The 25,150-nt window shown below is 66.3% G+C and carries 33 protein-coding genes; 8 read left to right on the top strand and 25 right to left on the bottom strand.

Features of this window, described 5'->3' with window-relative positions:
• Nucleotides 1–9 precede the first annotated feature (9 nt).
• From ACH2CY_RS02845 to ACH2CY_RS02835, 3 genes are all read left to right on the top strand, one after another.
• Nucleotides 10–636 carry a LysE family translocator gene (locus ACH2CY_RS02845; protein WP_395015713.1) on the top strand — a complete coding sequence of 209 codons (627 nt, stop codon included), beginning with the start codon at nt 10–12 and terminating at the stop codon, nt 634–636.
• 137 nt (nt 637–773) lie between these two features.
• The gene (locus tag ACH2CY_RS02840; RefSeq protein ID WP_395015710.1) at nt 774–1,148 is read left to right on the top strand and encodes a hypothetical protein; all 375 of its coding nucleotides are present in this window, start codon (nt 774–776) and stop codon (nt 1,146–1,148) included.
• A gap of 112 nt (nt 1,149–1,260) precedes the next feature.
• Nucleotides 1,261–2,211, top strand: coding sequence for a hypothetical protein (locus tag ACH2CY_RS02835; protein ID WP_395015708.1), 951 nt, complete (start codon nt 1,261–1,263; stop codon nt 2,209–2,211).
• 14 nt (nt 2,212–2,225) lie between these two features.
• Here the strand turns inward: ACH2CY_RS02835 and ACH2CY_RS02830 are convergent, their stop codons facing one another.
• From ACH2CY_RS02830 to hisB, 14 genes are all read right to left on the bottom strand, one after another.
• Nucleotides 2,226–2,624 carry a sugar 3,4-ketoisomerase gene (locus ACH2CY_RS02830; protein ID WP_395015705.1) on the bottom strand — a complete coding sequence of 133 codons (399 nt, stop codon included), beginning with the start codon at nt 2,622–2,624 and terminating at the stop codon, nt 2,226–2,228.
• Nucleotides 2,625–2,638: 14 nt separating this feature from the next.
• Nucleotides 2,639–3,571 (bottom strand): GNAT family N-acetyltransferase, encoded by a 933-nt coding sequence (locus tag ACH2CY_RS02825; protein WP_395015704.1) that lies wholly within the window; start codon nt 3,569–3,571, stop codon nt 2,639–2,641.
• Nucleotides 3,572–3,576: 5 nt separating this feature from the next.
• The gene (locus ACH2CY_RS02820; RefSeq protein WP_395015702.1) at nt 3,577–4,323 is read right to left on the bottom strand and encodes a hypothetical protein; all 747 of its coding nucleotides are present in this window, start codon (nt 4,321–4,323) and stop codon (nt 3,577–3,579) included.
• 2 nt (nt 4,324–4,325) lie between these two features.
• Entirely contained in the window at nt 4,326–5,456 is a 1,131-nt protein-coding gene (locus ACH2CY_RS02815) for a DegT/DnrJ/EryC1/StrS family aminotransferase (RefSeq protein WP_395015700.1), read from the bottom strand.
• Nucleotides 5,453–6,325, bottom strand: coding sequence for a glucose-1-phosphate thymidylyltransferase RfbA (rfbA, locus tag ACH2CY_RS02810; protein ID WP_395015698.1), 873 nt, complete (start codon nt 6,323–6,325; stop codon nt 5,453–5,455). Before rfbA ends, ACH2CY_RS02815 begins: the two co-directional genes overlap by 4 nt.
• Complete coding sequence (gene rfbB, locus ACH2CY_RS02805) at nt 6,322–7,398, bottom strand: dTDP-glucose 4,6-dehydratase (RefSeq protein ID WP_395015695.1); 1,077 nt, start codon at nt 7,396–7,398, stop codon at nt 6,322–6,324. The genes rfbA and rfbB overlap by 4 nt, the downstream gene beginning before the upstream one ends.
• A gap of 10 nt (nt 7,399–7,408) precedes the next feature.
• A complete protein-coding gene (locus tag ACH2CY_RS02800) occupies nt 7,409–8,353 on the bottom strand; it encodes a glycosyltransferase family 2 protein (RefSeq protein ID WP_395015693.1) in 945 nt (314 codons plus the stop codon).
• A gap of 201 nt (nt 8,354–8,554) precedes the next feature.
• On the bottom strand, nt 8,555–9,160 hold the full coding sequence (locus ACH2CY_RS02795; protein WP_395015691.1) for a glutathione S-transferase family protein: 606 nt from the start codon (nt 9,158–9,160) through the stop codon (nt 8,555–8,557).
• Nucleotides 9,161–9,272: 112 nt separating this feature from the next.
• Nucleotides 9,273–9,635, bottom strand: a complete 363-nt coding sequence (locus ACH2CY_RS02790; RefSeq protein WP_395015689.1) for a histidine triad nucleotide-binding protein — start codon at nt 9,633–9,635, stop codon at nt 9,273–9,275.
• A gap of 43 nt (nt 9,636–9,678) precedes the next feature.
• Nucleotides 9,679–10,005 carry a phosphoribosyl-ATP diphosphatase gene (locus ACH2CY_RS02785; protein WP_395015686.1) on the bottom strand — a complete coding sequence of 109 codons (327 nt, stop codon included), beginning with the start codon at nt 10,003–10,005 and terminating at the stop codon, nt 9,679–9,681.
• A gap of 9 nt (nt 10,006–10,014) precedes the next feature.
• A complete protein-coding gene (gene hisF / locus ACH2CY_RS02780; protein ID WP_395015684.1) occupies nt 10,015–10,779 on the bottom strand; it encodes an imidazole glycerol phosphate synthase subunit HisF in 765 nt (254 codons plus the stop codon).
• Nucleotides 10,779–11,525: a 1-(5-phosphoribosyl)-5-[(5-phosphoribosylamino)methylideneamino]imidazole-4-carboxamide isomerase gene (gene hisA / locus ACH2CY_RS02775; RefSeq protein WP_395015681.1), complete on the bottom strand. Its 747-nt coding sequence runs from the start codon at nt 11,523–11,525 to the stop codon at nt 10,779–10,781. Before hisA ends, hisF begins: the two co-directional genes overlap by 1 nt.
• Complete coding sequence (gene hisH, locus ACH2CY_RS02770; RefSeq protein WP_395015677.1) at nt 11,525–12,157, bottom strand: imidazole glycerol phosphate synthase subunit HisH; 633 nt, start codon at nt 12,155–12,157, stop codon at nt 11,525–11,527. Before hisH ends, hisA begins: the two co-directional genes overlap by 1 nt.
• A gap of 16 nt (nt 12,158–12,173) precedes the next feature.
• Nucleotides 12,174–12,791 (bottom strand): imidazoleglycerol-phosphate dehydratase HisB, encoded by a 618-nt coding sequence (gene hisB / locus ACH2CY_RS02765; RefSeq protein WP_395015675.1) that lies wholly within the window; start codon nt 12,789–12,791, stop codon nt 12,174–12,176.
• Between the two features lie 128 nt (nt 12,792–12,919).
• Between hisB and hslV the strand changes: the two genes are divergently transcribed.
• The gene (gene hslV / locus ACH2CY_RS02760; protein ID WP_395015673.1) at nt 12,920–13,504 is read left to right on the top strand and encodes an ATP-dependent protease subunit HslV; all 585 of its coding nucleotides are present in this window, start codon (nt 12,920–12,922) and stop codon (nt 13,502–13,504) included.
• Between the two features lie 4 nt (nt 13,505–13,508).
• A complete protein-coding gene (gene hslU, locus ACH2CY_RS02755) occupies nt 13,509–14,873 on the top strand; it encodes an ATP-dependent protease ATPase subunit HslU (protein ID WP_395015670.1) in 1,365 nt (454 codons plus the stop codon).
• A gap of 82 nt (nt 14,874–14,955) precedes the next feature.
• Here the strand turns inward: hslU and ACH2CY_RS02750 are convergent, their stop codons facing one another.
• The 10 genes from ACH2CY_RS02750 to ACH2CY_RS02705 all read right to left on the bottom strand — a co-directional run bounded on the left by ACH2CY_RS02750 (nt 14,956) and on the right by ACH2CY_RS02705 (nt 22,665).
• Nucleotides 14,956–15,756 carry an undecaprenyl-diphosphate phosphatase gene (locus ACH2CY_RS02750; protein WP_395015667.1) on the bottom strand — a complete coding sequence of 267 codons (801 nt, stop codon included), beginning with the start codon at nt 15,754–15,756 and terminating at the stop codon, nt 14,956–14,958.
• 103 nt (nt 15,757–15,859) lie between these two features.
• Nucleotides 15,860–16,210, bottom strand: a complete 351-nt coding sequence (locus ACH2CY_RS02745) for a helix-turn-helix domain-containing protein (RefSeq protein WP_395015665.1) — start codon at nt 16,208–16,210, stop codon at nt 15,860–15,862.
• Nucleotides 16,207–16,848, bottom strand: coding sequence for a hypothetical protein (locus ACH2CY_RS02740; RefSeq protein WP_395015663.1), 642 nt, complete (start codon nt 16,846–16,848; stop codon nt 16,207–16,209). Before ACH2CY_RS02740 ends, ACH2CY_RS02745 begins: the two co-directional genes overlap by 4 nt.
• Before the next feature lie 9 nt (nt 16,849–16,857).
• Nucleotides 16,858–17,157, bottom strand: a complete 300-nt coding sequence (locus ACH2CY_RS02735; RefSeq protein WP_395015661.1) for a hypothetical protein — start codon at nt 17,155–17,157, stop codon at nt 16,858–16,860.
• Nucleotides 17,154–17,708 carry a Smr/MutS family protein gene (locus tag ACH2CY_RS02730; RefSeq protein WP_395015658.1) on the bottom strand — a complete coding sequence of 185 codons (555 nt, stop codon included), beginning with the start codon at nt 17,706–17,708 and terminating at the stop codon, nt 17,154–17,156. Before ACH2CY_RS02730 ends, ACH2CY_RS02735 begins: the two co-directional genes overlap by 4 nt.
• A 6-nt stretch (nt 17,709–17,714) precedes the next feature.
• The gene (locus ACH2CY_RS02725; protein WP_395015656.1) at nt 17,715–18,401 is read right to left on the bottom strand and encodes a lactate utilization protein C; all 687 of its coding nucleotides are present in this window, start codon (nt 18,399–18,401) and stop codon (nt 17,715–17,717) included.
• On the bottom strand, nt 18,398–19,819 hold the full coding sequence (locus ACH2CY_RS02720; RefSeq protein ID WP_395015653.1) for a LutB/LldF family L-lactate oxidation iron-sulfur protein: 1,422 nt from the start codon (nt 19,817–19,819) through the stop codon (nt 18,398–18,400). The genes ACH2CY_RS02725 and ACH2CY_RS02720 overlap by 4 nt, the downstream gene beginning before the upstream one ends.
• 4 nt (nt 19,820–19,823) lie before the next feature.
• Complete coding sequence (locus tag ACH2CY_RS02715) at nt 19,824–20,591, bottom strand: (Fe-S)-binding protein (protein ID WP_395015651.1); 768 nt, start codon at nt 20,589–20,591, stop codon at nt 19,824–19,826.
• Between the two features lie 2 nt (nt 20,592–20,593).
• A complete protein-coding gene (locus ACH2CY_RS02710; protein ID WP_395015649.1) occupies nt 20,594–21,907 on the bottom strand; it encodes a murein transglycosylase A in 1,314 nt (437 codons plus the stop codon).
• A 23-nt stretch (nt 21,908–21,930) separates the two neighbouring features.
• Nucleotides 21,931–22,665: a Tim44/TimA family putative adaptor protein gene (locus ACH2CY_RS02705; protein WP_395015646.1), complete on the bottom strand. Its 735-nt coding sequence runs from the start codon at nt 22,663–22,665 to the stop codon at nt 21,931–21,933.
• A gap of 124 nt (nt 22,666–22,789) precedes the next feature.
• Between ACH2CY_RS02705 and ACH2CY_RS02700 the strand changes: the two genes are divergently transcribed.
• Genes ACH2CY_RS02700 through ACH2CY_RS02690 form a run of 3 tightly spaced genes read left to right on the top strand, consistent with a single transcriptional unit; the run spans nt 22,790 to nt 24,359 of the window.
• A complete protein-coding gene (locus ACH2CY_RS02700) occupies nt 22,790–23,311 on the top strand; it encodes an FxsA family protein (RefSeq protein ID WP_395015643.1) in 522 nt (173 codons plus the stop codon).
• The gene (locus ACH2CY_RS02695; RefSeq protein ID WP_395015640.1) at nt 23,308–23,841 is read left to right on the top strand and encodes a histidine phosphatase family protein; all 534 of its coding nucleotides are present in this window, start codon (nt 23,308–23,310) and stop codon (nt 23,839–23,841) included. Before ACH2CY_RS02700 ends, ACH2CY_RS02695 begins: the two co-directional genes overlap by 4 nt.
• On the top strand, nt 23,838–24,359 hold the full coding sequence (locus ACH2CY_RS02690; protein ID WP_395015638.1) for a GNAT family N-acetyltransferase: 522 nt from the start codon (nt 23,838–23,840) through the stop codon (nt 24,357–24,359). The genes ACH2CY_RS02695 and ACH2CY_RS02690 overlap by 4 nt, the downstream gene beginning before the upstream one ends.
• Here the strand turns inward: ACH2CY_RS02690 and ACH2CY_RS02685 are convergent.
• Nucleotides 24,356–25,048: an SDR family NAD(P)-dependent oxidoreductase gene (locus ACH2CY_RS02685; RefSeq protein WP_395015636.1), complete on the bottom strand. Its 693-nt coding sequence runs from the start codon at nt 25,046–25,048 to the stop codon at nt 24,356–24,358. The two genes, ACH2CY_RS02690 and ACH2CY_RS02685, sit on opposite strands and share 4 nt — an antisense overlap.
• Between the last annotated feature and the right edge of the window lie 102 nt (nt 25,049–25,150).

The following is a 25,150-nucleotide window of genomic DNA, read 5'->3' as shown; positions in this document are numbered from 1 at the left end:
GAGGAAGAGATGACTCCGACCCTCGCCGTCCTCCCGATCTCCGGCGCCATTGCGGTCGGCGCCGCCAGCCCGGGTCCGAGCTTCGTCATGGTGATGCGCACTGCCCTGGCGCGCTCGCGCAGCGACGGTGTCGCGGCGGCCTTCGGCATGGGAATCGGCGGGGTCGTCTTCTGCAGCCTGGCCTTGCTCGGCATGCGCGCGGTCTTCGCCCAGGCGCCCTGGCTCTATCTCGGCTTCAAGGTCGCGGGCGGCGGCTATCTCCTCTATCTCGCCTGGCGCATGTGGATGGGCGCCAAGCAGCCTTTCGTCGCCGAGGCCGGCGCCGCGGCGCGGCCGCAGCTCCTGAAGAGCTTCCTGCTCGGTCTCGCAACCCAGCTCAGCAACCCGAAGACCCTGATCTTCTACGGCAGCGTCTTCGCGCTGCTGCCGGCGAACCTGCCGCTCTGGAGCACCCTGGCCCTGCCGGCCATCATCATGGCGATCGAGACCGGCTGGTACATGATCGTGGCCCTGGTCTTCTCTCTGCAACGGCCGCGCGCCGCCTATCTGCGCTGGAAGACCTGGGTCGATCGTTGCGCCGCCGGCGTCATGGGCGGACTCGGGTTGAAGCTGATCTTCTCCTCGGCCAAGGCATAGGCGGATAATCCGCGCGTCAATTCGCCTGGCGGTTTAACCACGAATGCCACAACCGGGGATTTAATCGCGCTTGATCCCATGAGGCCTCGAAGTAGTATCGGCATCCGAGGCTTTTACTTGCGTGGGGACATCATCACATGTTGCGTATTCTCGGCGCCGTCCTGGTTGCGGCGCTGCTGGTCGGTTGCGCGTCTTCGCTGAGCGGCGATTATGCGAAGGGCAAGGGCAAGACCCTCTCGGTCACCCGGGACGTCTGGGACGGTTACCAGCAATATCTCGGCCTGATCCGGGGTACCAATCCCGGCGATTTCGTGGTTGCCGCGGTGGACGGCGTGGCGCTGGGCTATACCGCCAGCTATTGCCCCTCGGCCGGCTGCCTGGTCATGGGCGGCGGCCGTCACAACAAGCTGATGAACGAGTGCCGGAGCTACGGTCCGGGCGTGGAATGCATCCTGTTCGCCCGCAGCTCCGACATCCTGGTCGAATACAAGATCGTGGAGAACGTCAATTAGCCCCCGCGCGGGGCCGCGGCTTCGCGCCGATTGACAGCCTGACGGCCCCTCGCTATTCCCAGCCGGACCCTCGGCGCGGACCGCCGATCGAGCTTGGGAGTGACGGCGCCCGATGAGCGCAAGCAAGAATCGCGATCTGGCGTTCATCCTGGGCGCGGGCAAGACGGCGACGACGTCGCTGTGCGGCCTGCTGAACAGCCATCCCGACGTCTTCATGATGTGCGAGGTGCTGCTGAACAACAGCCACGTCTCGCGCTACGGCAACAAGCTGGTGAAGGCGCAGCCGGAGCTGCTGTCCTGCTTCTTCCGCCCGGCCGGCGCCGACAAGCTGGAGAATTACCGCCGGGCCCATGAGATTCTGCGCGCCCACGGCTTCGCCAGGCAATGCTTCGGCGACAAGCTGGTCGGGATCGATTCCAACTACGCCAAGGACTTCAAGGATACCCGGGTCATCTACAGCGTGCGCCGGCTGCCGGAATGGATCGCCAAGGATTCCGTGCGCGCCTGGTTCCCGCTCGACGTCGACGTGGTCCCGTTCGCGACCCAGTATACCAAGCATTTCGTCGAGAGCTTCCTGATCCCGCGCATCTACCATGTGCGGATGGAAGCCTTCCTGAAGAAGAACGCCGGCGTCGTGCGCGACATCTGGCGCTTCCTGGAGATCGACCCGCCGGCCAAGGCCGAGCTCTGGTGGGAGACGATCGGCCACTACCCCTCGGGCGATCCCAAGGGCGCCTTGAACTGGTGGCGCGGCCATGCCTCGAGCGCGGTCGCGCCGCAGGACAACGATACCCAGGCGCAGATCAAGCAGAACGCCTTCTGGGCGGAGATCATGCCGATCTTCAACAAATACTATGACGGCGTCGGCCAGAGCTTCGCCCGGGCCGAGATCGAAGCCGACCTCGAGAAGCTGCAGGGCCTGATCGGCCGGCACCGGCAGCCGTTCGACACCTGCTTCAAGGTGGCGGATTCGGAAAGCCGCAACCGCCGCTTCAAGGACGAGCGGGCCGCCGCGAAGAAGAAGGGCGTCGGCCGGATCCTTCGGGCGATCGGCCTGAAGTAGCCGCGCCCTCGTCCTCAGCGGCCGATCAGCGCCTGGAACTCGCCGCGGTCGCGGATGTAGTCGGCCTCGTCGAAGCGCGCCGAGGTCAGCACCATGCAGGTCGAGCGCGGCGCGGTCGCGCGCAAGGTCACCCAGGTCAGCGGCGGCACGTGCAGGCCGAAGCGCGGATCGTCGAGCTTGATCTGCTCGCGACCGGCGCGATCCTCGACCGTCACGTCGAAACCGCCGGCGGTCGCGACCAGCAGCTGATGCTGGTCACGATGGGCATGGTCGCCGCGCAGGCCGCCCTCCGGCACGTCGCAGAGCAGGAAGATGCGCGGGAAGTCGAAAGGCACCTGGCGCCCGGCTTCCAGCACGACCAGAGTGCCGCGGGCGGGATCGGCGATCGACTGCAGTTCGATGAGCCGGCCCATGCTTCCGCCCCCTGTCACAGCGCCACCCGATAGGTATCCTGCAGCACGGCGCGCGCGCCGAAGCCTTCCTTCTGGTCGAGCAGGCCGGCATTGATCCCGCCCGCGCCGTCCAGCGACGCGCCGAAATCGAAGTAGCGTTTTGCCGCGTAGACTTCCTCGATCAGAGTGATGAAGAGGAGATCCAGCGCGCTCGCTTCCAGCCCGGCCGGGGCGGCCGCGATATACTGCGTGCGCGCAACCAGCGGCGTTTCATAAATCACGGTTCCGCCGAGCATCTCACCCTCCCGCTGCGCGACATGGAGCGCGATGTTGTCGGGAAAGCGATGCGCCAGCATGGCGATCTCGTCGAGACTGTGCACCGGGCGCGCGGCGTGGCGATCGCTCAAGGTCGCCTCCAGGAGGCGCCAGAAGCCGTTCCAGTCGTTGCTCCGCGCGATAGCAATCCCCGCCTTGGCGGCTTTCGACGCGCCGTAGCGCCGGCCCTTGCGCGGGCGGATCCGCTGCGCCGTTTCCACCACGCTCAGGTTGTCGCGGCGGATCACCGACGCTCCCATCCGGTGCAGCGCCACCAGGTCCTCGTCGGCCGGCGCGCGGTGAAAGATTCGCGGCACCGGCTTGTAGATGAGCTCAGTCACACCCGCGGCGGCGAGGTGATCGCGGACCGCCGCGAGCGCCGCCTCGGCTCGCGCCAGGGTCAGCGCATCGGGCATCAGCAGGCCGCCGTAGCTCAGGCCCTGGTGGCTCCAGACCGAAGCGCCGCGGCGGTTGGCCGGGAGCAGCGCCAGGATTTCGCCATCCTCGCGCAGGATCAACGAGCAGTCCTCGAACCGGTCGGCATGGTAATCCATGTAGCGCCGGTCGTGCAGGAAGGTGCCGTTCCGGGTCGAGGCCAGGAAGGCGTTCCAGGCCGACTCCAGACCGGGGCCGTAGCGCTCGACGGTCAGCATCTTCGCTAGGGCCGGCAGATCAGCACGTCTTCACGGCGGTTGGCCATGCCGAGACGCGGGTCCTGGGGCATGACATAGGCGTGGAAGCCGGCGCTGCGGTAGCGCGCCAGCCAGCCCAGCACCACCGCGTCGTCGATCGCGCGCGGCTCCAGGGTGTTGAAATCCACCACCGGGTCGCTGTTGGGATCGTAATTCTCATGGTGATGCTTGCGCCCGGCGGGGCTCGCCAGAAAGCGCCGGCGCATGCCGGCATTGGGCACGTCGCCGACCAGCATCCGGCCGCCATGGTCCAGCAGGCCGGCCGCCGCGTCGAGGAAGCGGAAGATGTTGCCTTCGGCGAACACCACCTGGGCGACGCTGTAGATCAGGATCGCGTCGTAGCGCGCGTGGAGCGCGGTGATCGCCGCCAGGTTGTCGGGAAAGGCGCCGGCGCATTTCCGCCCGTTCGGGTGATCGGGCACGAGGTCGAGCATCTCCTGTGAATCGACCAGGACGATGCTGTGGTCGCGGGCGCGGCAGAACTCCAAAAGCATGAGCGGCAGGTCGGAGCAGCCGCAGCCGATGTCGAGGATGCGCTTGCCCGGCGTGTCGAGCGGACCGAGCTTGCCGAGCGCGTCTTCCAGGATCTCGGCGTCGCGGCCGGCGCGCACGGCGTCGGGAAAGCCGATCTTCTCGGCCGGCGAGAGACTGGGATCCTGCGCCCGGCGGCGGAAGTCCTCGAAGCCGATGAAGTCAAAATGCTTGCTGCTCATGATCAGGCCCGTCCCACGCTCCGCGGCGCCGCGGACCCGTTCTCGTCCGTCACCGCCGCTTGTAGCGCCGCCGCGATCGCCTTGCATTCGGAATCGGAGAGTTCGGGGAAACAGGGCAAGGTGAAGACCTCCGCGGTCGCCCGCTCGGTTTCCGGCAGCGCCGGCTGAGTGCCGATCGCCGCCAGCACCGCCGGCTGCCGATAGTCCGGCAGCGGATAATGGAGATCGGTCTGGACGCCGCGAGCGTCGAGCGCAGCGCGGATCGCGTCCCGGCGCCGGCTGCGGACCACGCAGAGATGACCGACATAGGCGGGCGAGAGCGGATCGGCCGGGAAGACGATCGCGTCGCTGTTGAGTGAAGCGCGATAGCCGGCGACGATGGCGCGGCGCCGCGCATTCCAGCCGTCGAGCTGCGGCAGCATCACCGAGAGCGCGGCGGCCTGGATCTCATCCAGGCGGCTGTTGCGCCCGCCGGTGAGCTCGGCCTGGTAGCGCGCGCTCCAACCATACTGGCGCAGGCGCCGGACCCGCTCCGCCAGCCCGGCATCGCCGGTCACCACGGCACCGCCGTCGCCGAGCGCGCCGAGATTCTTGGTCGGATAGAAACTGAACGCGCCGAGCGCACCCCAGCTGCCGGCCTTGCGGCCGTCCAGCACGGCGCCGTGGGACTGGGCACAGTCCTCGATCACCGGCGCGCCGCCGGACGCGGCGAGGATGGCCGGCATTGATGCCATCCGGCCGTAGAGATGGGTGACGATGACTGCATCGACCGGCCCGGCCGCGCTGAGGGCCGCCGGGTCCATGGTGAGGGTCGAAGGATCGATGTCGACATAGACCGGGCTCGCGCCGGCGGCGAGGATCGCGACCGAGGCATACATCCCGGCATTGGCGGTGGCGGCGACCCGGGCGCCCGGCCCGATCCCGAGCGCCCGCAGGCTGAGCTCCAGCGCATCGGTGCCGTTGCCGACGCCGATGCCGTGGTCGACGCCACAGTAAGCCGCGAACTCCGCCTCGAAACGCGCGCAGGCCTCGCCGAGGATATAGCGCCCGCCGGCGACGACGCGGGCGACCGCGGCTTCGAGCGCGGGCGCCAGCGGGGCGATGCGGCGCTTCAGGTCGTTGACCGGGATCATCGGCCGATCCGTGGCAGCTGGGTCAAGTAGGCGCTGTATTCGGCGCTGCCATGCTCGGCGGCGAGCCGCGCCAGCGCGGCATCGTCGATCCAGCCCTGGCGCCAGGCGATCTCCTCGATGCAGGCGATCTTCAGGCCCTGGCGCCGCTCGATGGTCGCGATGTAGTTGGCGGCATCGAGCAGGGCGTCGGGTGTCCCGGTGTCGAGCCAGGCGAAGCCGCGCTCCAGGATCCGGCAGTGCAGCCGGCCCTCCGCCAGGTATTGGCGATTGACGTCGGTGATCTCCAGCTCGCCGCGGGGCGATGGCTTCAGTCCGTCGGCGATGCGAACAACGCTGGAATCGTAGAAGTAGAGGCCGGTGACGGCGTAGTTGGATTTCGGCGCGGCCGGCTTCTCGACGATGTCGATCACACGGTCCTCGGCATCGAGCTCGGCGATGCCGAAACGCTGCGGGTCGCTGACCCGGTAGCAGAAGATGGTGGCGCCCTCGCGGTAGTCGCGCGCCGCATCGAGAATGCCGCGCATCGCGTGGCCGAAGAAGATGTTGTCGCCGAGCGCCAGCACGACCTGGTCGTCGCCGATGAAATCGCGGGCGATCAGGAAGGCTTCGGGGATGCCGCGTGGCGCCGCCTGCCGGCGGTACTCGATCTTGAGACCGAGCGTCGCGCCGTCGCCGAGCAGGCGCCGATAGAGATCCTCGTCTTCGGGCCGGACGATCATCATGATCTCGCGCACGCCGGACAGCATGACGGTCGCCAGCGGATAGTAGATCAGCGGCTTGTCGTAGACCGCGAGCAGGTGCTTGTTGACCGCCGTGGTCATCGGTTTAAGCCGGGAGCCGGCGCCGCCGGCCAGGATGATGCCTTTCATCGCGCGCGGCTCCGCGCCAGGCCCAGCCGGCCGGTGTCATAGGCCGCATCGAGAATCGCCTGCCACCAACCGCGGTTTTCGAGATACCAGCGGACCGTGCGCTCCAGACCGTCGGCAAGGCTGTGCTTCGGCCGCCAGCCGAGCTCGGCCGCGGCCTTGGCGGCATCGATGGCGTAGCGGCGGTCGTGACCCGGCCGATCCTTGACGAAGCTGATCAGCCTTGCATGCGGCCGGTTCGGAGAGTCCGGCAGCAGGCGGTCGAGGACCGCGCAGAGCATCTCGACCAGGTCGATATTCCGGGATTCGGCGTTGCCGCCGATATTGTAGCTCTCGCCGACCCGCCCGCGGTCGAGCACCGCCAGCAGGCCATCGACATGGTCCTCGACATAGAGCCAGTCGCGGATGTTGCCGCCGTCGCCGTAGACCGGCAGCGGCTGACCGGCAAGCGCGCGGGCGATCATCAGCGGAATGAGCTTTTCCGGAAACTGATAGGGGCCGTAGTTGTTCGAGCAGTTGCTGGTCACGACCGGCAAGTTGAAGGTCTCGTGCCAGGCGCGCGCCAGGTGATCGGCGCCGGCCTTACTGGCGGAATAGGGCGAGTTCGGCCGATAGGGAAAAGCCTCGGTGAAGGCGCCGGTCGGGCCGAGCGACCCGAACACCTCGTCAGTCGAGACGTGGTGGAAGCGGAAAGCCGCCCGCTGCTTCGGATCAAGCGAGTCATGATAGCGCGCGGCGGCTTCCAGCAAGGTGAAGGTGCCGACCAGATTGGTCTGGATGAAGGCGGCCGGCCCGTCGATCGAGCGATCGACATGGGTCTCGGCGGCGAGATGCACGATCGCGTCCGGGCGCTCGGCACGGATCAGCGCCTCGACGCCGGCACGGTCGCAGATGTCGAGCCTGGCCAGGTGATAGCGGGGATCGGCGGCGACCGCAGCGAGCGATTCCAGGCTGGCGGCATAGGTCAGCTTGTCGAGATTGACCACCTGCCAGTCGGTCTCGGCGATCACCTTGCGGATAAAGGCCGAGCCGATGAAACCGGCCCCGCCCGTGACGATCAATTTGCGCGGCGACATGACGGCGGGCTCAGAAGTAGGTTTCTTCGATCACGCTTTCCGGCCTTTGCGTGACCCGATCGAAGATGCGCCAGATGTATTCTCCGATGATGCCCAGCATCAGCAGCACCAGACTGAAGAAGAACGAAATCAAGGTGGCGATGGTCGCGAAGCCCGGCATGTCGCCGCCATGCAGCAAGGTCGCGATCACCAGGAAGATGCCGTAGCAAACGCTGGCCGCCGCGGTCAGCACGCCGATCGCCGAGAACATGCGCAGCGGGCGCACCGAGAAGCCGAGGATGGTGTCCAGCATCAGGTTCAGCCGCTTGCGAAAGCTCCAGCGCGACTTGCCGTGGACCCGCTCGCGCCGGTCATACTCGAGCACGGTCGGCTTGAAGCCGAGATAGAACTCGAAAATGATCGGGTTGACGTAGGCCGGGATCGCCTCGTGCTGCTTGGCGATCGCGCGGTCCATCAGCCGGAAGTCATAGCCCTTGCGCGGAAAGTCCGGCGCCACCAGCATCCGAATGAGGCGATAGTAGATGCGCGCGGCGATCCGGGTCAGCAGTGGATCGGCGCGCGAGCGGCGCACGCTGATCACATAGCGCCCGCCGGCGAGCCAAGCATCGACCATGGCCACGACCTGCTCGATCGGGTCCTGCAGGTCGGCCGCCATATAGGCCACCACGTCGCCGGTGGCGTGCCGCATGCCGGCGCGGACCGCCTGCACGGCCCCGAAGTTGCGGGTGAACTTGATGATCTTGGTGGCGGGCCGTGCGTTCTTGATCTTCAGCAATTCCGCCAGCGAGTCATCGCCGGATCCGTCATCGACGAAGATCGCTTCCAGGCCGAGTTTCCGCTGCGCCAGCGCCGCTTCAAGCCAAGCGACTGCCTTGGCGACGTCCCGCAGGGACTCCGCGTTGTAGTAGACCGGGATGATCAGTGAGAGGACCCGCTCCTCCGCGCTCGAGCTCAATACGCGCCGTTCCGCCATGATTGCCAACCGGTTCGGCGCCTGAGCCAAAGTGACCGATGGGTAGCATTTCGGCCAAATTGGTGCAAGGCGATTGCAACCTAGGATTATGCAGGCGCGCGCACGCTCGGCGCGACGGGCCAGGAAAGCCAAGCGGATCGCGGCCAGTCGCGTTCGGTGCTGCGGAACGGTCTGCGCTGGATCTCACCCAGTGATGGTAATATGCCGATCTTGCGCTGCAACACGGCGGAGCCAGTCCTGGATCGCCGGATAGCGCCTGAGCTCGAAGGCGCCACCCTCTTCGGCAACATGGGTATAGGCGTAGAGCGCGATGTCGGCGATCGAGTAGGCGTCGCCGGCGAACCAGCGGTGGTCCTTGAGATGCCCCTCCATCACGCCGAGCGCGCGCTCGCCGGCGGCGATCTTGGCCGGCAGCAGCGGCTCGTTCTGCGGCGTCTTGCCGAGATGCGCGACCCAGTGCCGGACCACGGCGACGGTCGGCTCGTGGCTGTACTGCTCAAAGTTCATCCATTGCATGGCCTGGCCCTGGTCCCAGCGGTCGGTCGGCCAGTATCGCGTGCCTTGCGCCAGGTAGAAGATGATGGCGTTGGATTCGAACAGTACGCGGCCGTCCGGAAATTGCAGGGCCGGGACCTTGCCGTTGGGATTGATCTTCAGGAACTCAGGTCTCCGGGTCGAGCCGTCATCGACATTCATCTCGATCCGCTCGAACGGAATCCCGAGATGATGCAGCAGCAGCCGCACCTTGTAGGCATTGCCGGAAATCGCGCTGTCATAGAGCCGGTGCATCTGCGCCTCCCCGTGTTGCAGGCGGCCGGACCATCGCAAGACCCGCCCTCGCCCGCAATAGAGGTTTCCTCACAGCTGATGTGAGGGGAAGCCGAGAAATGTATGGGTGCAATCAGTCCAGCGCGACCATGCGGCCCATGTTCTGGCCGCCGAGGATGTGGATGTGATAGTGCGGCACCTCCTGCCGTCCGTCGGCGCCGGTGTTGGCGATGACGCGGTAGCCGGTGACCGCCACGCCCACCGCCTTCGCCACCTTGCCGATCGCGCGGTGCATGGCGGCGAGCTCGGCATCCGAGGCCTTCTCGGAGAAGTCCTGGGCCGAGACGTAAGGTCCCTTCGGGATGATCAGGACATGGACCTTGGCCTGGGGGCGGATGTCCTTGAAGGCGAGCACATGCTCGTCCTCGTAGAGCTTGTCGCTCGGGATCTCGCCGCGGATGATCTTGGCGAAGATGTTGTTCATGTCGTAGCTCATCGCGTACCTCGCCTCGCTCCAGGGATGCTGCAGTAAACCACGGTCAGTCTTTGGGCCGCGACGCCTTTTCGGCGATGCCGGAGATGCCTTCGCGGGCCCGCAGCGCCGCCCAGACTTCGTCGGGCTTCACATCGAGTGCCGCCCAGAGCACCAGCAGATGATAGAGCAGGTCGGCGGATTCCGAGATCACGCCGTCGCGGTCGCCTTTGACGCCTTCGATCAGGGTTTCGACCGCTTCCTCGCCGAGCTTCTGGGCGATCTTCTTCTTGCCTTTGGCAAGCAGCCGCGCGGTGTTGGACTGCGCCGGATCCGCCCCGCGCCGCGTCAGGATCACCTGGTAGAGCTGCTCGAGAACATTGTCTTCCGCCATCTGCGCCCCCTAGTTCACCAGCCGCATCGGCAAGCCGGCCTTGGCCATATGCGCCTTGGCTTCGGCAATCGTGTAGGTGCCGAAATGAAATATCGACGCGGCGAGGACAGCGGTCGCGTGGCCCTCGCGAATGCCTTCGACCAGATGGTCGAGCGTGCCGACGCCGCCCGAGGCGATCACCGGCACGGTCACCGCATCGGCGATGGCGCGGGTCAGCGCCAGGTTGTAGCCGGCCCTGGTGCCGTCGCGGTCCATCGATGTCACCAGCAGCTCGCCGGCGCCGTTCTCCGCCATGCGCTTGGCAAAGCCGACGGCATCGATGCCGGTCGCGTTGCGGCCGCCATGGGTGAAGATCTCGAACTTGCCGGGCGAAGTCTCCTTGGCGTCGATCGAGACCACGATGCATTGGTCGCCGAATTTCTGCGCCGCCTGTTTGACGAAGTCGGGATCGTTCACGGCCGCGGTGTTGATCGAGACCTTGTCGGAGCCGGAGAGCAGGAGCTTGCGGATGTCCTCGATCTTGCGCACGCCGCCGCCCACGGTCAGCGGCATGAAGCAGGCTTCGGCGGTGCGCTGCACCACGTCATAGAGCGTATCGCGGTTGTCGGAGGAGGCGGTGATATCGAGGAAGCAGAGCTCGTCGGCGCCGGCCTGGTCATAGACCCGCGCCTGCTCGACCGGGTCGCCGGCATCGACCAGGTTGACGAAGTTGACGCCTTTCACCACGCGCCCGTCCTTCACGTCGAGGCAGGGGATGATGCGCATCTTGAGCATTATGCGGCCTTCAATGCGGTGATGGCGGCACGGAGATCCAGCCGCCCGTCATAGAGCGCGCGGCCGGCGATGACGCCGGCGATCCCGCCGCCGCCCTTCTTCGACTGCGGCAGCACGGCTTTCAGCCGGTCGATGTCCTCGGGGCCGGCAACACCGCCCGAGGCGATGACCGGGATGGTGAGGCGCGACGCGAGCTCGGCCGTCGCTTCGGCGTTGACGCCCTGCAGCAGGCCGTCGCGGTCGATGTCGGTGTAGATGATCGCGGCGACGCCGGCATCCTCGAAGCGGCGGGCGAGGTCGAGCGCGGTCACATCGCTGGTCTCCGCCCAGCCTTCGACCGCGACCCGGCCCGCCTTCGCATCGATGCCGACGGCGATCCGCTTCGGGAAGAGCTGTGCCGCGCCCTTGACCAGTTCCGGTTTCTTCAGCGCGACCGTGCCGAGGATCACCCGGGCGATGCCCTTCTTCAGCCAATCCTCGATCCGGGCGAGATCACGGATGCCGCCGCCGAGCTGCACCGGGATCTTCACGGTTTTAAGGATCGCTTCGACCGCCGCCGCGTTGACCGGTGCGCCGGCGAAGGCGCCGTCCAGGTCCACGAGGTGCAGCCATTCGGCGCCGTCGCGCAGGAATTTGCCGGCCTGGTCGGCGGGATCGGCGTTGAACAGAGTCACCTGGCCCATGTCGCCCTGGCGCAGGCGCACGCATTGGCCGTTCTTCAGGTCGATCGCGGGAAACAAGATCATTAAGGATGCCACTTCAGGAAATCGCCGAGCAGCTTCAGGCCGACCGCCTGGCTCTTCTCGGGGTGGAATTGCACGCCGAGCAGGTTGTCGCGACCGATCGCCGCGACCACCGGCCCGCCATAGTCGATGCGGCTGAGCACGTCGGCGCTGTCCTCGGCGACGAAGTGATAGGAATGCACGAAATAAGCATCCGCATCCTTCGGCAGGCCGCGCAGGACCGGATGCGGCGAGGCACTGAGGTTGTTCCAGCCGATCTGCGGGATCTTGAGGTTGGCGTCACCGGGCCTGAGCTTGACCACCCTGCCCTTGATCCAGTCGAGGCCCGGATGCTCGCCGTATTCGATGCCGAGCGTCGCCATCAGCTGCATGCCGACGCAGATGCCGAGGAAGGGGCGCCGCTTCTCCAGCACCGTCTCGCTGAGCGCCTCGACCATGCCGGGCAGGGATTCCAGCCCGGCCTTGCAATCGGCGAAGGCGCCGACGCCTGGCAGCACGATGCGGTCGGCATGGCGCACGGTTTGAGGGTCGGCCGTGACCGCGACTTCGACGCCGCTGCCCTTGGCCGCTTCCATGAGCGCCTTGGCGGCGGATTTCAGATTCCCCGCACCGTAATCGACGACGACGACCGCCATCCTCAGGCTTTCCCTTTTAGGCCTTCAGGGTTCCGCCGAGCACGCCCTTGGTGGACGGGATCGCATCGGACTTGCGGGGGTCGATCTCGACCGCCACGCGGAGCGCGCGGGCGAGGCCCTTGTAGCAGCTCTCGACGATGTGATGGTTGTTCTCGCCGTAGATGTTCTCGACATGAAGGGTCAGGCCGGCCGACTGGGCAAAGGCCTGGAACCATTCCTTGAACAGCTCGGTGTCCATCTCGCCGAGCTTCGGCTTGGTGAAGTTGACCTTCCAGATGAGATATGGCCGGTTCGAGGCATCGAGTGCGACCCGGGTCAGCGTCTCGTCCATCGGGATCATGGCATCGCCATAGCGGTTGATGCCGCGGCGCTCGCCGAGCGCCTGCGAGACCGCCTCGCCGATCGCGATCCCGGTATCCTCGGTGGTGTGGTGGAAGTCGATGTGCAGGTCGCCCTTCGCCTTCACGGTGAGGTCGATCAGGCTGTGGCGGGAGAGCTGCTCCAGCATATGGTCGAGGAAGCCGATTCCGGTCGCGATCTCGGATTTGCCCGAGCCGTCGAGATCGACCGAGACCGAGATCTCGGTCTCCTTGGTCTTGCGCGCGACACTCGCCTTACGCCCAAAAGCCTGCATCGAGGGGTTCCAATATCTTGCCAAAGCCGTGCTGGGCGGGTTTCTTACCAGCGTTATCCCGAGAGGCCAAGCAGCCGCGGCTTGAACGCCCAGTTGAATCCCTTGGCTCGTTAACCTATTTGAGCCCCATGTCGCAGAACCCCTCCCAAGACGCCGCCGCCCATGGCCTCTCGCCCTGGCATGGCACCACCATCCTTTTGGTCCGCAAAGGCCCGGAAGTCGTGCTGGCCGGCGACGGCCAGGTGACCGTCGGCCATACCGTGATGAAGTCCAACGCCCGCAAGCTGCGGCGCCTGGGCAAGCCCGATGGACCCAGCCAGGTGATCGCCGGTTTCGCCGGCGCCACCGCCGACGCCCTGACCCTGTTCGAGCGGCTGGAAGGCAAGCTGGAGCAGCATCCGGGGCAGCTGGCGCGGGCCTGCGTCGAGCTGGCCAAGGACTGGCGCACCGACCGCTATCTGCGGCGTTTGGAAGCGATGATGGCGGTGGCCGACAAGTCGGTCTCCCTGGTGCTGACCGGCACCGGGGACGTGCTGGAGCCCGAGGATGGCCTGATCGGGATCGGCTCGGGCGGGGCCTATGCCTTGGCCGCGGCACGGGCGCTGGTCGATCGCGACGACCTCGATGCGGAGACGATCGCCCGCAAGGCGATGAAGATCGCCGGCGACATCTGCATCTACACCAATCACAACGTCATCCTGGAAAAGCTGTAACGCCATGGCCGAACCCGCGAAAAAGATCGAAGCGCCCGCCGAAAGTGCCGCGGCTGCGCTCACGCCGCGCGAGATCGTGTCGGAGCTCGACCGCTTCATCGTCGGGCAGGGCGATGCCAAGCGCGCCGTCGCCATCGCGCTCAGGAACCGCTGGCGCCGGCAGCAGCTCGCCCCGGAGATCCGCGACGAGGTGATGCCGAAGAACATCCTGATGATCGGCCCGACCGGCGTCGGCAAGACCGAGATCGCGCGCCGGCTCGCCAAGCTGGCGCAGGCGCCGTTCCTCAAAGTCGAGGCCACCAAGTTCACCGAGGTCGGCTATGTCGGCCGCGACGTCGAGCAGATCGTGCGCGACCTGGTGGAAATCGCGATCGCCATGACCAAGGAGAAGGCCAAGCGCCAGGTCACCGCCAAGGCCGAGGGCCTCGCCGAGGAGCGCGTGCTCGACGCCCTGGTCGGCACCGATGCCAGCGCCGAGACCCGCGCCAAGTTCCGCCGCATGCTGCGTTCGGGAGAGCTCGACGGCAAGGAGATCGAGGTCAACGTCAAGGACAGCGGCGGCGGCAATCTGCCGACCTTCGACATCCCCGGCATGCCCGGCGCCAGCATGGGCATGATCAACCTCAATGAAGTGCTGGGCAGCGCGCTGGGCGGCGGGCGACAGAAGCCGCGCCGCATGTCGGTCGCGGATTCCTACGAAGTGCTGGTCGCCGAGGAGAGCGAGAAGCTGCTGGACCTGGAGAAGGTGACGGCGGAATCGATCCGCGCGGTCGAGCAGCACGGCATCGTCTTCATCGACGAGATCGACAAGATCTGTGCGCGCTCCGAGCATGGCCGAATCGGCGCCGATGTGAGCCGCGAAGGCGTGCAGCGCGACCTGCTGCCGCTGATCGAGGGCACCCAAGTCACGACCAAGCATGGCCCGGTCAAAACCGATCATATATTGTTCATCGCCTCCGGCGCCTTCCATCTCGCCAAGCCCTCCGACCTGCTGCCGGAGTTGCAGGGCCGCCTGCCGATCCGCGTCGAGCTGAATGCGCTCACCCGCGAGGACATGAAGCGGATCCTGGTCGAGCCGGAAGCGAGCCTGATCAAGCAATACGTCGCGCTGCTGAAGACCGAGGAGGTCACGCTCGACTTCGCGGATGACGCGATCGACGCGCTCGCGGACCTTGCGACCGACATCAATTCGACGGTCGAGAATATCGGCGCGCGCCGGCTTCAGACCGTGATGGAGCGCCTGCTGGAAGAGGTCTCCTTCACCGCCAGCGAGCAGAGCGGCAAGACCATCCGCATCGACGCCCAGATGGTGAAGGACAAGGTCGCACCGCTGGCGAAGAACGCGGACTTGTCGAAGTTCATTCTGTAACGCTACCGCGTCATGGCCGGGCCCGACCCGGCCATCTCCAGTCGACTGCATTCGGCACGAGACCGGCAGGTCTCGGCATTAGTCACCCCGCGTAGAACAGCCAGGCCGCGAAGCCGAGGCCGAAGACGATCCGGTACCAGGCGAAGGGTGCCAGGCCATAGCGGCCGACGAAGCCGATCAGTCCCTTGACCACCGGGATCGCCACGATGAAGGCGGTGACAAAACCGACGGCGATCAGGCCCAGGCCGTCCGTGGTGAGGTCGTGGCGCGCCTTGTAGAGATCGAGCACGCTGGCGCCCAGCATGGTGGGGATAGCGAGATAGAAAGTGAACTCGGTGGCGATCCGGCGATCGACGCCGAGCAATTCGCCGCCGAGAATGGTGGCGCCGGAGCGGCTGATGCCGGGGATCATCGCCAGCGCCTGGCAGAAGCCGATCCCCAGCGCCGTGCGCATCGGCATGTCCTCGATGCTCTTGTAGCGCGGGCACGGCGCCATGCGCTCGATCGCCAGGATCGCGATGCCGCCCAGCACCAGGGTCACGCAGACCACCCAGGGCGAGAACAGCACCGTCTTGATGAAATCGTGGAAGACCAGGCCGAGCACCACCGCCGGCAGGAAGGCCAGCAGCACCGCGAGCGCAAATCGCCGCGCACCGGGTTCGCTCGGCAGCCCGACCAGCACCTTCCAGAGCCGCCCGAAGGAAAACACCACGACCGAGAGAATGGCGCCGAGCTGGATCACCACTTCGAACACCTTGCCGGTGGTGTCCTGGAAACCCAGGACTTCGCCGGCCAGGATCAAATGGCCGGTCGAGGAGATCGGCAGGAATTCCGTGAAGCCCTCGATCGCGCCAAGGATGATGGCCGAAATCCAGTCGTTCATGAAACCTCGGAGGAGATGCAGGGAGGGCCGGGACGAGGCTTACGCGAACGCGCGCGGCCGGGCAAGAGTTCCCGCCTGGCCGATGGGTGACGGAAAGCTGACATTATTTGCCGAGCTGCTTCAGGATCGCTTTCAGCGCCGCCTCGTCCAGCAGCTTGATCTTCTTCCTGAGCCGGTTCGCCACTTCCGTCGCCAGCGGCGAGAGCCCGCGGGTGTCGATGCTGGGTTTGGGATCGGAAAGCTCGGCCAGCGCCTTCAGCTCATCCACCTCCTCCCAGGCGAGATTGAAATAAGCCGCCACCTGCTGCACGAAACCCGGCTTCGGCTGCGCGCGATGGCCGTGCTCGAGGGCGGAGAGATAGGCCGAGGAAACTTTGAGGGCGCGCGCCATGTCTTTCAGCGCGCGGCCGTGCTGCTGCCGCAAGTCTCGCAGGCGCTGGCCGAAGGGCGTCATCGCGGATTGACCCTAAGCGCTTGCAGCCGGTCTTCGATGGGTCCTTGGATTTCTGCGGCCGAGCTTTCGATCTGAAATGCCGTCTTGAACCAGTCCGGCAACGGCGAATGCACACGCAGGATTTGATGTTCATGCAACTCAAAGATCAGTCTTGGTGTCTCGCCCCTGGTATTGTCGAAGACCCGGGCGCGATCCGCGAGCGCGACTGCGGCGGGCAGATTGCGCAGACTTCGAGAATAGCGGCGGAAGATATCTTCGTCGGGAATATCGTGGCCGCCCGCCGCCACGCGCATGGCGACACGAGTCCTGTTCAGATCAGGCGAGTCCAAGCAAAGATAGGACAGATCGATCATGTATCCGGCGGCCTGAGCACGCCGCATCGTAGTCAGCGTGCTCAGTCCTGACAGCGTGGTCTCAAGTGCGAATGTATCTGCTTGGGATATCTGTCGGGCAATGTTGGTGAGAGTTGTCCGACCTGCGGCGAGCGCCGCCCTGGCAGGGCTGCCAGGACTCAACCGTTCAGCCTCGATATCCGCATTGATGAAGGGAATTGCGTTGAGGGCTGGATCGTTCAACGCAAAGGTCGTCTTACCCGAACCATTCGGTCCGGCCACGATATAGAGGGCGGGTTGCGCCATCTGACGTGACTAGCTCTGGTCGAGGTGGATCTCGGATATCCGCCGGAGCTTTCTGGCACCCTGTTCGCCGATAAGCTCAACGATGAATCGGCGGCCGTCCGGAGCGATCTCGATCAATGCGCCTGGATAGTTTGGATCCATTTCCACGAGTGATCGGCCCGCTGCATGCTCGGCTGCACAGCCGCGCTTGATCGCCTCGATAACCGAGGAAACCGTAACCAGTGAACCGGAATGATCTTCTGAGAACCCGTTCGTCATACGTTCGATTATAGGTACGAACGCGGGAAAATCCAGCGCTGCTTGGCTCACTTCTTCCGCTTCAGCAGCACGTAGAGCGCGCCTTCGCCGCCGTGTTGCGGCTCGGCGTAGTCGAAGGCGAGGACGTGGCGGCGCAAGGTCGGCTCGTTCAGCCAACGCGGCACGTTCTCGCGCAGCACGCCGGACTTCGAGCCGGTGATGCCCTTGCCGGTGATCACCAGCACCATGCGCTTTCCCGAGGCATGGGCGCGGGCGACGAAGTGGTGGAGGTCGTCATGCGCCTCCTGCTGGGTGCGGCCGTGGAGATCGATCTTGCCTTCGATCGGCGTCTTGCCGCGGCGGAAACGCTCGGCCTGGCGCTTGTCGATGCCGACCGCCTTGCCATGCGAGAGCTCGTGCGGCCGCACCGGCGGCGGTGCGACGGGAGTGGGCGCCTTCGGCGGCGACGGCTTGGTCTTCGGCTTGGCGAGTTTCGGCGCCGGCGGTTCGGGCGACGGTGGCGGTTTCGGCTCGGACTTGCGGCGCCGCTTCAAAGGCGTCGCGGTCCGGGCGATCAATTGCCAGAGCGCCCGCTCCTCCTCGCTGATCGGGCGCCGCGCCATCGGGATTCAGTGAGTCGGTCGCGCCGAGGGTTTCGGGGCATCGACCAGGATGACATGCAGCCGCTTCGGGCCATGGGCGCCCATCAGCAGAATCTTCCCGATATCGGCGCTCCGGGATGGCCCGGTCACAAAACTGACCGTGCGCGGCATGGCGCCGTTGGAAAGATCGCCGCCCTGTTTCGCGCGCAAGGCGGTCCAGCCTTCCTCATAGGTGCCGACCAGCTCATCGGCATAGACCACCGCGATATGCGTTTCCGGGAGAAAGTGCAGGGTGTTCGGCGTCGCGTCGCCGGAATGCACCATCAGGGTGCCGGTTTCGGCGACGCCGGCCAGGACCGGCGTGACCGAAGCGGGATCATGGCCGTCGCTGGCGCCGCTGCTGGTCTCGAGCAAAGGCTGGCTCTTCCAGTCGAGACCCTGCACCCGCGCGTCGGGCGCAAGCTTGATCTGCGGCGGCAGATTGCGGCCGCGCAGGTATTCGGCGACCGCGGCCGGGACATCTTCGGCGCGCGCCACTTCAACGACGGTGGCGGAAGCCGCTTCGGCCTGCTTGCGGAAGAGATCGACCAGGGCGCGCCCGGTCTGCTGGCCGCGTTGCGGCACCAGCGGCCCCGGCTTCGGCGTGCCCTTGGTGGGCGAGCGGGAGACGCCGGCGCGAATCGTCGCCAGCATGCGGTCGCGATCGGTGCTCATGTCCTTTTCCTCGCGCGCCACTGGTCGTGAAAGGTCTTGCCCTCCGGCGCCGGAAAGTCGCGGTGCCGGGTCCAGCCGCCGGCCAGCGGCAAGGTCGAGACGCTGCCGCGTCCGTCGGCGATGAACTTCAGGATCCGCGTACCCCAGCGCGCGGCGATGCGGTAGAGCGCCGGGTGCTTGGCGAACCAGGCCCAGAGGCCGAGGCCGGAGCGCTGCGTCGCCGGGGTGATGGCGCGGGTAAATTCCTCCTCGCGCCAATGCCGCAGCAGTTTCGGGATCGGGATCCGCACCGGACAGACGGATTCGCAACGGCCGCAGAGCGACGAGGCATGCGGCAGGTGCTTCGCATTCTCGACGCCGACCAGCGCCGGAGTCAGGATCGAGCCGATCGGCCCGGGATAGACCCACCCGTAAGCATGGCCGCCGACCGCGTGATAGACCGGGCAGTGGTCCATGCAGGCGCCGCAGCGGATGCAGCGCAGCATCTCCTGCATCGGCCCGCCGAGATAGGAACTGCGACCGTTGTCCAGCAGCACGACATGGAAGGCCTTTGGACCATCCGGATCGGTCTGGCGGCGCGGCCCGGTCGAGAAGGTGACGTAGACCGAGAGCTCCTGGCCGGTCGCCGAGCGCGGCAGTACGCGCAGCAGCGTCATCGCATCCTCGAGGGTGGGGACCACCTTCTCGATCGAGGTGATGGCGATGTGCATCTTCGGCAGGGTTTGGGTGAGGTCGCCGTTGCCCTCGTTGGTGACGATCACCGTCGAGCCGGTTTCGGCGATCAGGAAATTCGCGCCGGTGATGCCGACATCAGCCTCGAAATAGCGGTCGCGCAGCTTCGCGCGCGCCTCCGCCATCAGGGCCGCCGGTTCCTCCAGCGAGCGGTTGGCGTCGAGATCGGTGTGGTGCTCGCGGAAGGTCTCCTCGACCTGGCGCTTGGTGACGTGCAGGGCCGGGCCGATGATATGGCTCGGGATCTCGTGCCGGAGCTGGATGATGTATTCGCCGAGATCGGTCTCGACCGGCTCGATGCCGTTCGCCTCGAGGAAATCGTTGATGCCGATCTCCTCGCCGATCATGGTCTTGCCCTTGGTGACCGTCTTGGCATTGGCCTCGCGGCAGAGCCGGAGCACGGTCTGCCGCGCGGTCTCGGCATCGCTGCACCAATGGACCTCGCCGCCCGAGGCCTTCACCTGCGCCTCGAATTGCAGCAGGTATTGATCGAGATGGCCGAGGATGTGGTCCTTCAAGTCGCGCGCGCGGTCGCGCAGCAGCTCGAACTCAGCGAGGTTGTTCGCGGCCTTGAGGCGGTTCGGGATCGACTGGACCCGGAGAACGCTCAGCGCCTCCTGCAATTGCGGATCGGCGAGCGCCTTGGTGGATTCAGCGGAGAAGGCGTTGGCATTCGGCTGAACCATGGCCTTACTCCGCCTCTCCGATCGCGGCCTGGTCGGTCATGCCGGCCAGCACCTCTGCCACATGGCGAACCTTGACCGCGCTGCCTTCGCGCTTGAGCTTGCCGGCGATGTTCATCAGGCAGCCGAGGTCGCCGGCGAGCAAGGTGTCGGCACCGCTTGCCGTGATGTCGGCGGTCTTGCGCTCGACCATCTTGTTGGAGATGTCGGGAAACTTGACGCAGAAGGTGCCGCCGAAGCCGCAGCAGGCCTCGGTCTCGGCGAGTTCCGAGAGCTGCACGCCCTTCACCTGGCCGAGCAGCTGCCGGGGCTGGGTCTTCACGCCCATCTCGCGCAGGCTGGAGCAGGAGTCGTGATAGGTGACCCGCGACGGGAAGGCGGCGTCGATCTTGACCTTGGCGACTTCGACCAGGAACTGGGTGAGCTCATACGTGCGCGCGGCGAAGGCGACGGCGCGGGCGGCCCATTTGGGATCGTCGGCCAGCAGCTCCGGATAGTGGCAATGCAGCATGCCGCCGCAGGAGCCGGAAGGGGCGACGATATAGTCGTAGCCTTCGAAAGCCTGGATGGTGTTGCGGGCGATCGCCTGGGTGTCGGCGCGGTCGCCGGAATTATACGCGGGCTGGCCGCAGCAGGTCTGCGCCTCGGGCACTTCGACGGTGAAGCCGGCCTGCTCGATGAGTTTCACGGCAGCGAAGCCGACCGAAGGGCGGAAGAGATCGACCAGGCAGGTGACGAACAGGGCGACGCGCTGGCCCTGGGATGCGGGCGGCATACTCAATTCGATCCGTCGGTGTTGAGCTCGCTGACGGTCAAGGTGTTACGCGTCGCCACGGTTTTCGGCAACAGGACATAATAGCGGCCGCTGTTTTTCATCCGTCCGGCAAATTCCAGGGCGGTCTCGCCGGTGCCCCAGAAGAGATCGCCGCGGATCGGGCCTTTAATCGCCGAGCCGACGTCCTGGGCCACCATCAGCCGCTGCAGCGGCGTCCCGTCCGGAGCTTGGGTATCCAGCCAGACCGGGACGCCCAACGGCATATAGGCCGGGTCTACGGCCATGCTGCGGGTCGGCGTCAAGGTCACGCCGAGGGCGCCGTTGGGACCGGTCGGCAGCCCGGCCGAGCTGTCGAGCTCACGGAAGAAGATGTAGCGGGGATTCTTCTGCATCCAGGTTTGGGCCTCGGCCGGGTGCGCCTGCAGCCATGACCGCACCGACTGCATCGAGGCCTGGCCCTTCGGGATCAGGCCTTCCTGGATCATCAGCCGGGCGACGGGCACGAAGTCCTGCCCGTTATTGCCGGCATAGCCGATGCGGGTGATCTTGCCGTCGGGCAGCTTCACCACGCTCGAGCCCTGGATGTGCAGCATCCAGGCATCGACCGGGTCCTTGAGCCACATCAGCTCCAGGCCCTTGCCGGCCAGCGCGCCGTTGTCGATCTGGGCGCGGGTGAAGGTGACCGGCGGGTCGGGCGCCTTGTAGAGCGGCACGGTATAGGCGCCGCCGCGCGCCCGCGCGCCGTCGAGCTCGGTCTCGTAGTAGCTGGTGAAGAGCCCCTGGTCGGTGGTGCGGTCGAGCGCGCGGTAGGGCTGGAAATAGGTCTTCAGGAAGATCGCCATGCCGGTGTTGTCGCCGGCTTGCACTTGCATTGCAGCGCTGCAGGCGGCGCGCCAGTCGCCGGCCTGGCCGCCGAGCTTGCCGACGGCCTTGTCGTCGGGCCATTTGGCGAAGGCGGCACAGCTGTTCTGCAAGGCCGGCAGGGCCTCGGCGAGCCTGTCGCGCTCCCAGCCGGGCAGGGAGTCGAAATCGGTCGCGACCAGCGCCAGGCTATGGTCCGGCGCCTCGCCGACCCGCGGCGTGGCGCAGGATGCCACCAGCATCAGCAGGCCGAGCGACGCGAGCGTGAAGGAGTGCCGGCCATGGTGCAGAAGCTTGCGCAAGGCCGCGAGTTGCGCCGATTTCCGGGCAGCGCGCTTCTTGGCGACGGGATGCTTGACGCTGCGCTGCTTGCCCTTGTGCGGCGCGCCGGGTCGATGCGGCTGGCTTCGGCGCTTACCGGTCCGGCGTTGCTGTCCGGCCTGCCGAGCCTGCATAGATCCCCCGTGGTTCTAAGCTCTCAGTTCGGGCTTTCCGTGCCGATCAGGACCCAGTTCGGATCGCGCGCCGTCACCGGGCGGCTGAAGGTCCAGACGTCGGTGATGGTTGCGACCTCGTTGGGATGGCCATCGACGATCCGGCCTTCGCTGTCCTGGGTCACGTTCACCTGCTGCGAGACGAACTTCACCTTGACCCGCGCATCCGGTCCTTTCATCTCCGCATCCACCAGCTCGAGGCCGATGATGCCGACCAGGGTCGTCTTCAAGGTCTCCTTGCGGCGCAGGCGGTCGCTGATGGCCGAGCCGAACTGCTGCATCACCTCTGGCGCCAGCAGGGGCTTCAGCGCGTTGGCGTCGCCGGCGGCGAAGGCGGTCAAGATCATGTCAAAGGCGATCTTCGAACCGGCCAGGAAGGAGACGGCGTCGAATTCCGGGTCGGCGGCGCGGATCGCTTCCAATCCCTTACGGGCGGATTCCGGCGCTTGGGCAATCACCGCCTCCAGCTGGCGCTGCTCGCGCGGCAGGACGCTGCGCTCCTCGCGCGGCTGCGGCGCGTCCTCGTTGGCCGGTGCATCCAGGCGCGGCGCGCGGGCCGCCGGCTCGCTGTTGGGCGTGCCGGTCGGGGCCGAGCCCGGCTTGGTCATGAAGGGATCGATCGAACGCTCGTTGCCGGTGCGTCGGCCGAGCACCGTATAAAGCTTCCAGCCGAGAAACACGGCAAGGACGGCGAAGATAATCAGATCAAATCCGGTCACGGTGCGGTTCGATGCCTATCTATCTGGGAAACAACCCCGGCCGGCACGGGTGGAACACCCCGCCGGAACAGAGTAAAGCATTGATTTCCATTTTACATAGGAAGCCTTGGCCCCGCCAACAACTATGACCCGTTTCGTGACCTTGACCGCCGTTATGCTGCCTTTCCTGGAAATTCCGGGTTTTGTCCTGGTTTCCTATTGGATCGGCGTGATTCCGATGCTGGGCCTGGTGGTTCTGGGGGTGATCCTCGGCATCATGGTGATCCAGCGGGTGGGCTTGAACGCGGTGGTGAATCTCCGGCTGGCGGTCGCCCGCGGCGAGGAGCCGGGCCATAGCCTGATCGACGCGGCCTGCTTCGCCTTGGGCGGCTTCCTGCTGACCATCCCCGGTTTCATCAGCGATATCATCGCCCTGTTCCTGTTCCTGCCCTGGACCCGCAACTACCTGCTGCGCCGCGCCGCCCGTCACTTCGACGTGAAGGTCTATGGCAGCGGCTTCGGGGCCAGGCCAGAGCCCCGGACGGGCGCGGGGATGAACCGAGGCGGGGTAATCGAGGGCGAGTATTCGATTGTGGATTCGGACGTGGATCCGGAAGCGCCGGAACCCGACCAGCCGCGCCTGAAGGACGGGTCATCCGGCACATGATCCTGATCCGCCACGGCGAGTCCGAGTTCAACGCCGTCTTCAACCGCACCCGCAAGGACCCCGGCATCACCGACCCGAAGCTCACCGCCCAGGGCAAGGAGCAGGTGCGGCGCGCGGCCGCGATCATCCGCCGCGACGGCCATCCGATCCAGCGGCTGATCACCAGCCCCTATACCCGGGCGCTGGAGACCGCGGCGATCCTGGCCGAGGACCTGAAGCTGCCGGTCGAGGTCGAGCCGATCGTGCATGAGCATGCCTGCTGGACCTGCGATATCGGCACGCCGATCAGCGCACTCTCCGAGACTTGGCCGGCGCTCGATTTCAGCCATCTCGAGGAGATCTGGTGGCCGGAGAACGAGCCGCAGGAATCGGTGCACCGCCGCTGCAACGATTTCCGGGTGAAGGCCGCGCAGCTCCGGGACTGGCGCCATGTCGGCGTGGTCAGCCATTGGGGCTTCATCCGGACCTTGACTGGGCTCGACGTGAAGAATGCCGAGGTGGTGAAGTTCGATCCCACCTTGCGGCCATGAGCGAGCCGATCATCGAGACTCCGCGCCTCATCCTGCGGCGCCTGGCGGGTTACGACGCGCCGGCTTTGCACGAGATGCTCTCGGACGCAGAAACCATGCGTTTCTGGTCGACCGTGCCGCATGTCGCGATGGGCGAGACCGAGACCTGGGTTGCGGAAAGCGTCGCCGCCACCAGCCGCGGCGATGCGCATGATTTCGCGGTCCTGCGCGACGGCCGGGTGGTCGGCCGGGTCGCCTTCTGGATGGGCAACGAGATCGGCTTCCTGTTTCACCGCGAGGTCTGGGGCCAGGGCATCGCCCGGGAAGCCGTCGGCGCGTTGCTGCACCACGGCTTCGGGGCGCTGCGCTTCGCCAGCGTGCGCGCCGATGTCGATCCCGCCAACATCCGCTCGCTGACTTTGCTGGAACGCCTCCGCTTCAAGCGCACCGGCTATGCCGAACGCACCTTCAAGATCGGCGAGACCTGGGTGGACAGCGTCTATCTGGAACTGAAGGCGGAAGAGTTCGTCGCCGCCTAGAAATTCTCCGTCCAGGGCCGCACTTCCATCTCGGTGCTCCAGGCGCTGCGGTGCTGGCGATGCACATCGAGATAGGTCTGCGCGATGGCATCGGGACTGAGCCACTTGTCGTCGCCCCCGACACGCTCCGCGGTCGTGCCGGCGATGCCGCCGTCGATCACGAAATGCGCGACATGGATGCCCTTGGGCTGGAGCTCCCGGGCGAGGCTCTGGGCCAGGCCGCGCAGCGCGAACTTCGCCATCGCGAAGGGCGCCGATTGCGCATAGCCCTTCACGCTGGCCGAAGCGCCGGTGAAGAAGATCGAGCCCTTTCCTTTCGGCAGCATCCGCTTCGCCGCTTCCTGCGCCACCAGGAATCCGCCATAGGCCGAGGAGATCAGGGTCTTCTCGACCTCGACCGGGTCCAGCTCGACGAAGGGGCCCCGGGTGCGATATCCGGCGTTGAAGACCACCAGATCCGGCACGGCTTCGATCCGCTGGAACAGCGCCTTCACCTCGGCGGGCTTGGTCGCGTCGCAGGCCAGGGCCTCGGCGCCGGTCGCCTTCACGAGCTCGCCCAGCTTCTCCGGACGGCGGGCCGCCAGGACCAGCTTCATGCCTGCGGCGGCGAGCGTCCTGGCCAGGCTGGCCGAAAGGCCGGTGCCGGCGCCGACGATGACCGCAAGCTCGCCCCGGTTGGTGTCCGCCATTCCAATCTCCTGTGATTTCAGATGGTTACGTCCTTGGTGTCGGGCGCCTCGACCCGCCGCGGTTGCCAAGCCCAAGCGAAGGTGCTAGCGGGAGCGCCGATT

The sequence above is a fragment of the Dongia sp. genome (assembly GCF_041905885.1).
GTDB lineage: Bacteria > Pseudomonadota > Alphaproteobacteria > Dongiales > Dongiaceae > Dongia.
This window is presented reverse-complemented; position numbering and strand designations above follow the sequence as displayed.

Excerpts from the sequence above, each read along its gene's own strand:
- ACH2CY_RS02795 (WP_395015691.1), bottom strand. The coding sequence starts at position 9,160 with ATGCACCGGCTCTATGACAGCGCGATTTCCGGCAATGCCTACAAGGTG.
- ACH2CY_RS02815 (WP_395015700.1), bottom strand. The coding sequence starts at position 5,456 with ATGATCCCGGTCAACGACCTGAAGCGCCGCATCGCCCCGCTGGCGCCC.
- hisA (WP_395015681.1), bottom strand. The coding sequence starts at position 11,525 with ATGATCTTGTTTCCCGCGATCGACCTGAAGAACGGCCAATGCGTGCGC.
- ACH2CY_RS02835 (WP_395015708.1), top strand. The coding sequence starts at position 1,261 with ATGAGCGCAAGCAAGAATCGCGATCTGGCGTTCATCCTGGGCGCGGGC.
- ACH2CY_RS02695 (WP_395015640.1), top strand. The coding sequence starts at position 23,308 with ATGATCCTGATCCGCCACGGCGAGTCCGAGTTCAACGCCGTCTTCAAC.
- ACH2CY_RS02685 (WP_395015636.1), bottom strand. The coding sequence starts at position 25,048 with ATGGCGGACACCAACCGGGGCGAGCTTGCGGTCATCGTCGGCGCCGGC.
- ACH2CY_RS02830 (WP_395015705.1), bottom strand. The coding sequence starts at position 2,624 with ATGGGCCGGCTCATCGAACTGCAGTCGATCGCCGATCCCGCCCGCGGC.
- hisB (WP_395015675.1), bottom strand. The coding sequence starts at position 12,791 with ATGCAGGCTTTTGGGCGTAAGGCGAGTGTCGCGCGCAAGACCAAGGAG.
- ACH2CY_RS02820 (WP_395015702.1), bottom strand. The coding sequence starts at position 4,323 with ATGAGCAGCAAGCATTTTGACTTCATCGGCTTCGAGGACTTCCGCCGC.
- ACH2CY_RS02845 (WP_395015713.1), top strand. The coding sequence starts at position 10 with ATGACTCCGACCCTCGCCGTCCTCCCGATCTCCGGCGCCATTGCGGTC.
- ACH2CY_RS02750 (WP_395015667.1), bottom strand. The coding sequence starts at position 15,756 with ATGAACGACTGGATTTCGGCCATCATCCTTGGCGCGATCGAGGGCTTC.
- rfbA (WP_395015698.1), bottom strand. The coding sequence starts at position 6,325 with ATGAAAGGCATCATCCTGGCCGGCGGCGCCGGCTCCCGGCTTAAACCG.
- ACH2CY_RS02790 (WP_395015689.1), bottom strand. The coding sequence starts at position 9,635 with ATGAGCTACGACATGAACAACATCTTCGCCAAGATCATCCGCGGCGAG.
- ACH2CY_RS02710 (WP_395015649.1), bottom strand. The coding sequence starts at position 21,907 with ATGCAGGCTCGGCAGGCCGGACAGCAACGCCGGACCGGTAAGCGCCGA.
- ACH2CY_RS02700 (WP_395015643.1), top strand. The coding sequence starts at position 22,790 with ATGACCCGTTTCGTGACCTTGACCGCCGTTATGCTGCCTTTCCTGGAA.
- ACH2CY_RS02715 (WP_395015651.1), bottom strand. The coding sequence starts at position 20,591 with ATGCCGCCCGCATCCCAGGGCCAGCGCGTCGCCCTGTTCGTCACCTGC.
- rfbB (WP_395015695.1), bottom strand. The coding sequence starts at position 7,398 with ATGTCGCCGCGCAAATTGATCGTCACGGGCGGGGCCGGTTTCATCGGC.
- ACH2CY_RS02785 (WP_395015686.1), bottom strand. The coding sequence starts at position 10,005 with ATGGCGGAAGACAATGTTCTCGAGCAGCTCTACCAGGTGATCCTGACG.
- ACH2CY_RS02690 (WP_395015638.1), top strand. The coding sequence starts at position 23,838 with ATGAGCGAGCCGATCATCGAGACTCCGCGCCTCATCCTGCGGCGCCTG.
- hslU (WP_395015670.1), top strand. The coding sequence starts at position 13,509 with ATGGCCGAACCCGCGAAAAAGATCGAAGCGCCCGCCGAAAGTGCCGCG.
- ACH2CY_RS02725 (WP_395015656.1), bottom strand. The coding sequence starts at position 18,401 with ATGAGCACCGATCGCGACCGCATGCTGGCGACGATTCGCGCCGGCGTC.
- ACH2CY_RS02825 (WP_395015704.1), bottom strand. The coding sequence starts at position 3,571 with ATGCTGACCGTCGAGCGCTACGGCCCCGGTCTGGAGTCGGCCTGGAAC.
- ACH2CY_RS02740 (WP_395015663.1), bottom strand. The coding sequence starts at position 16,848 with ATGGCGCAACCCGCCCTCTATATCGTGGCCGGACCGAATGGTTCGGGT.
- ACH2CY_RS02730 (WP_395015658.1), bottom strand. The coding sequence starts at position 17,708 with ATGGCGCGGCGCCCGATCAGCGAGGAGGAGCGGGCGCTCTGGCAATTG.
- ACH2CY_RS02745 (WP_395015665.1), bottom strand. The coding sequence starts at position 16,210 with ATGACGCCCTTCGGCCAGCGCCTGCGAGACTTGCGGCAGCAGCACGGC.
- hslV (WP_395015673.1), top strand. The coding sequence starts at position 12,920 with ATGTCGCAGAACCCCTCCCAAGACGCCGCCGCCCATGGCCTCTCGCCC.
- ACH2CY_RS02840 (WP_395015710.1), top strand. The coding sequence starts at position 774 with ATGTTGCGTATTCTCGGCGCCGTCCTGGTTGCGGCGCTGCTGGTCGGT.
- hisF (WP_395015684.1), bottom strand. The coding sequence starts at position 10,779 with ATGCTCAAGATGCGCATCATCCCCTGCCTCGACGTGAAGGACGGGCGC.
- ACH2CY_RS02720 (WP_395015653.1), bottom strand. The coding sequence starts at position 19,819 with ATGGTTCAGCCGAATGCCAACGCCTTCTCCGCTGAATCCACCAAGGCG.
- hisH (WP_395015677.1), bottom strand. The coding sequence starts at position 12,157 with ATGGCGGTCGTCGTCGTCGATTACGGTGCGGGGAATCTGAAATCCGCC.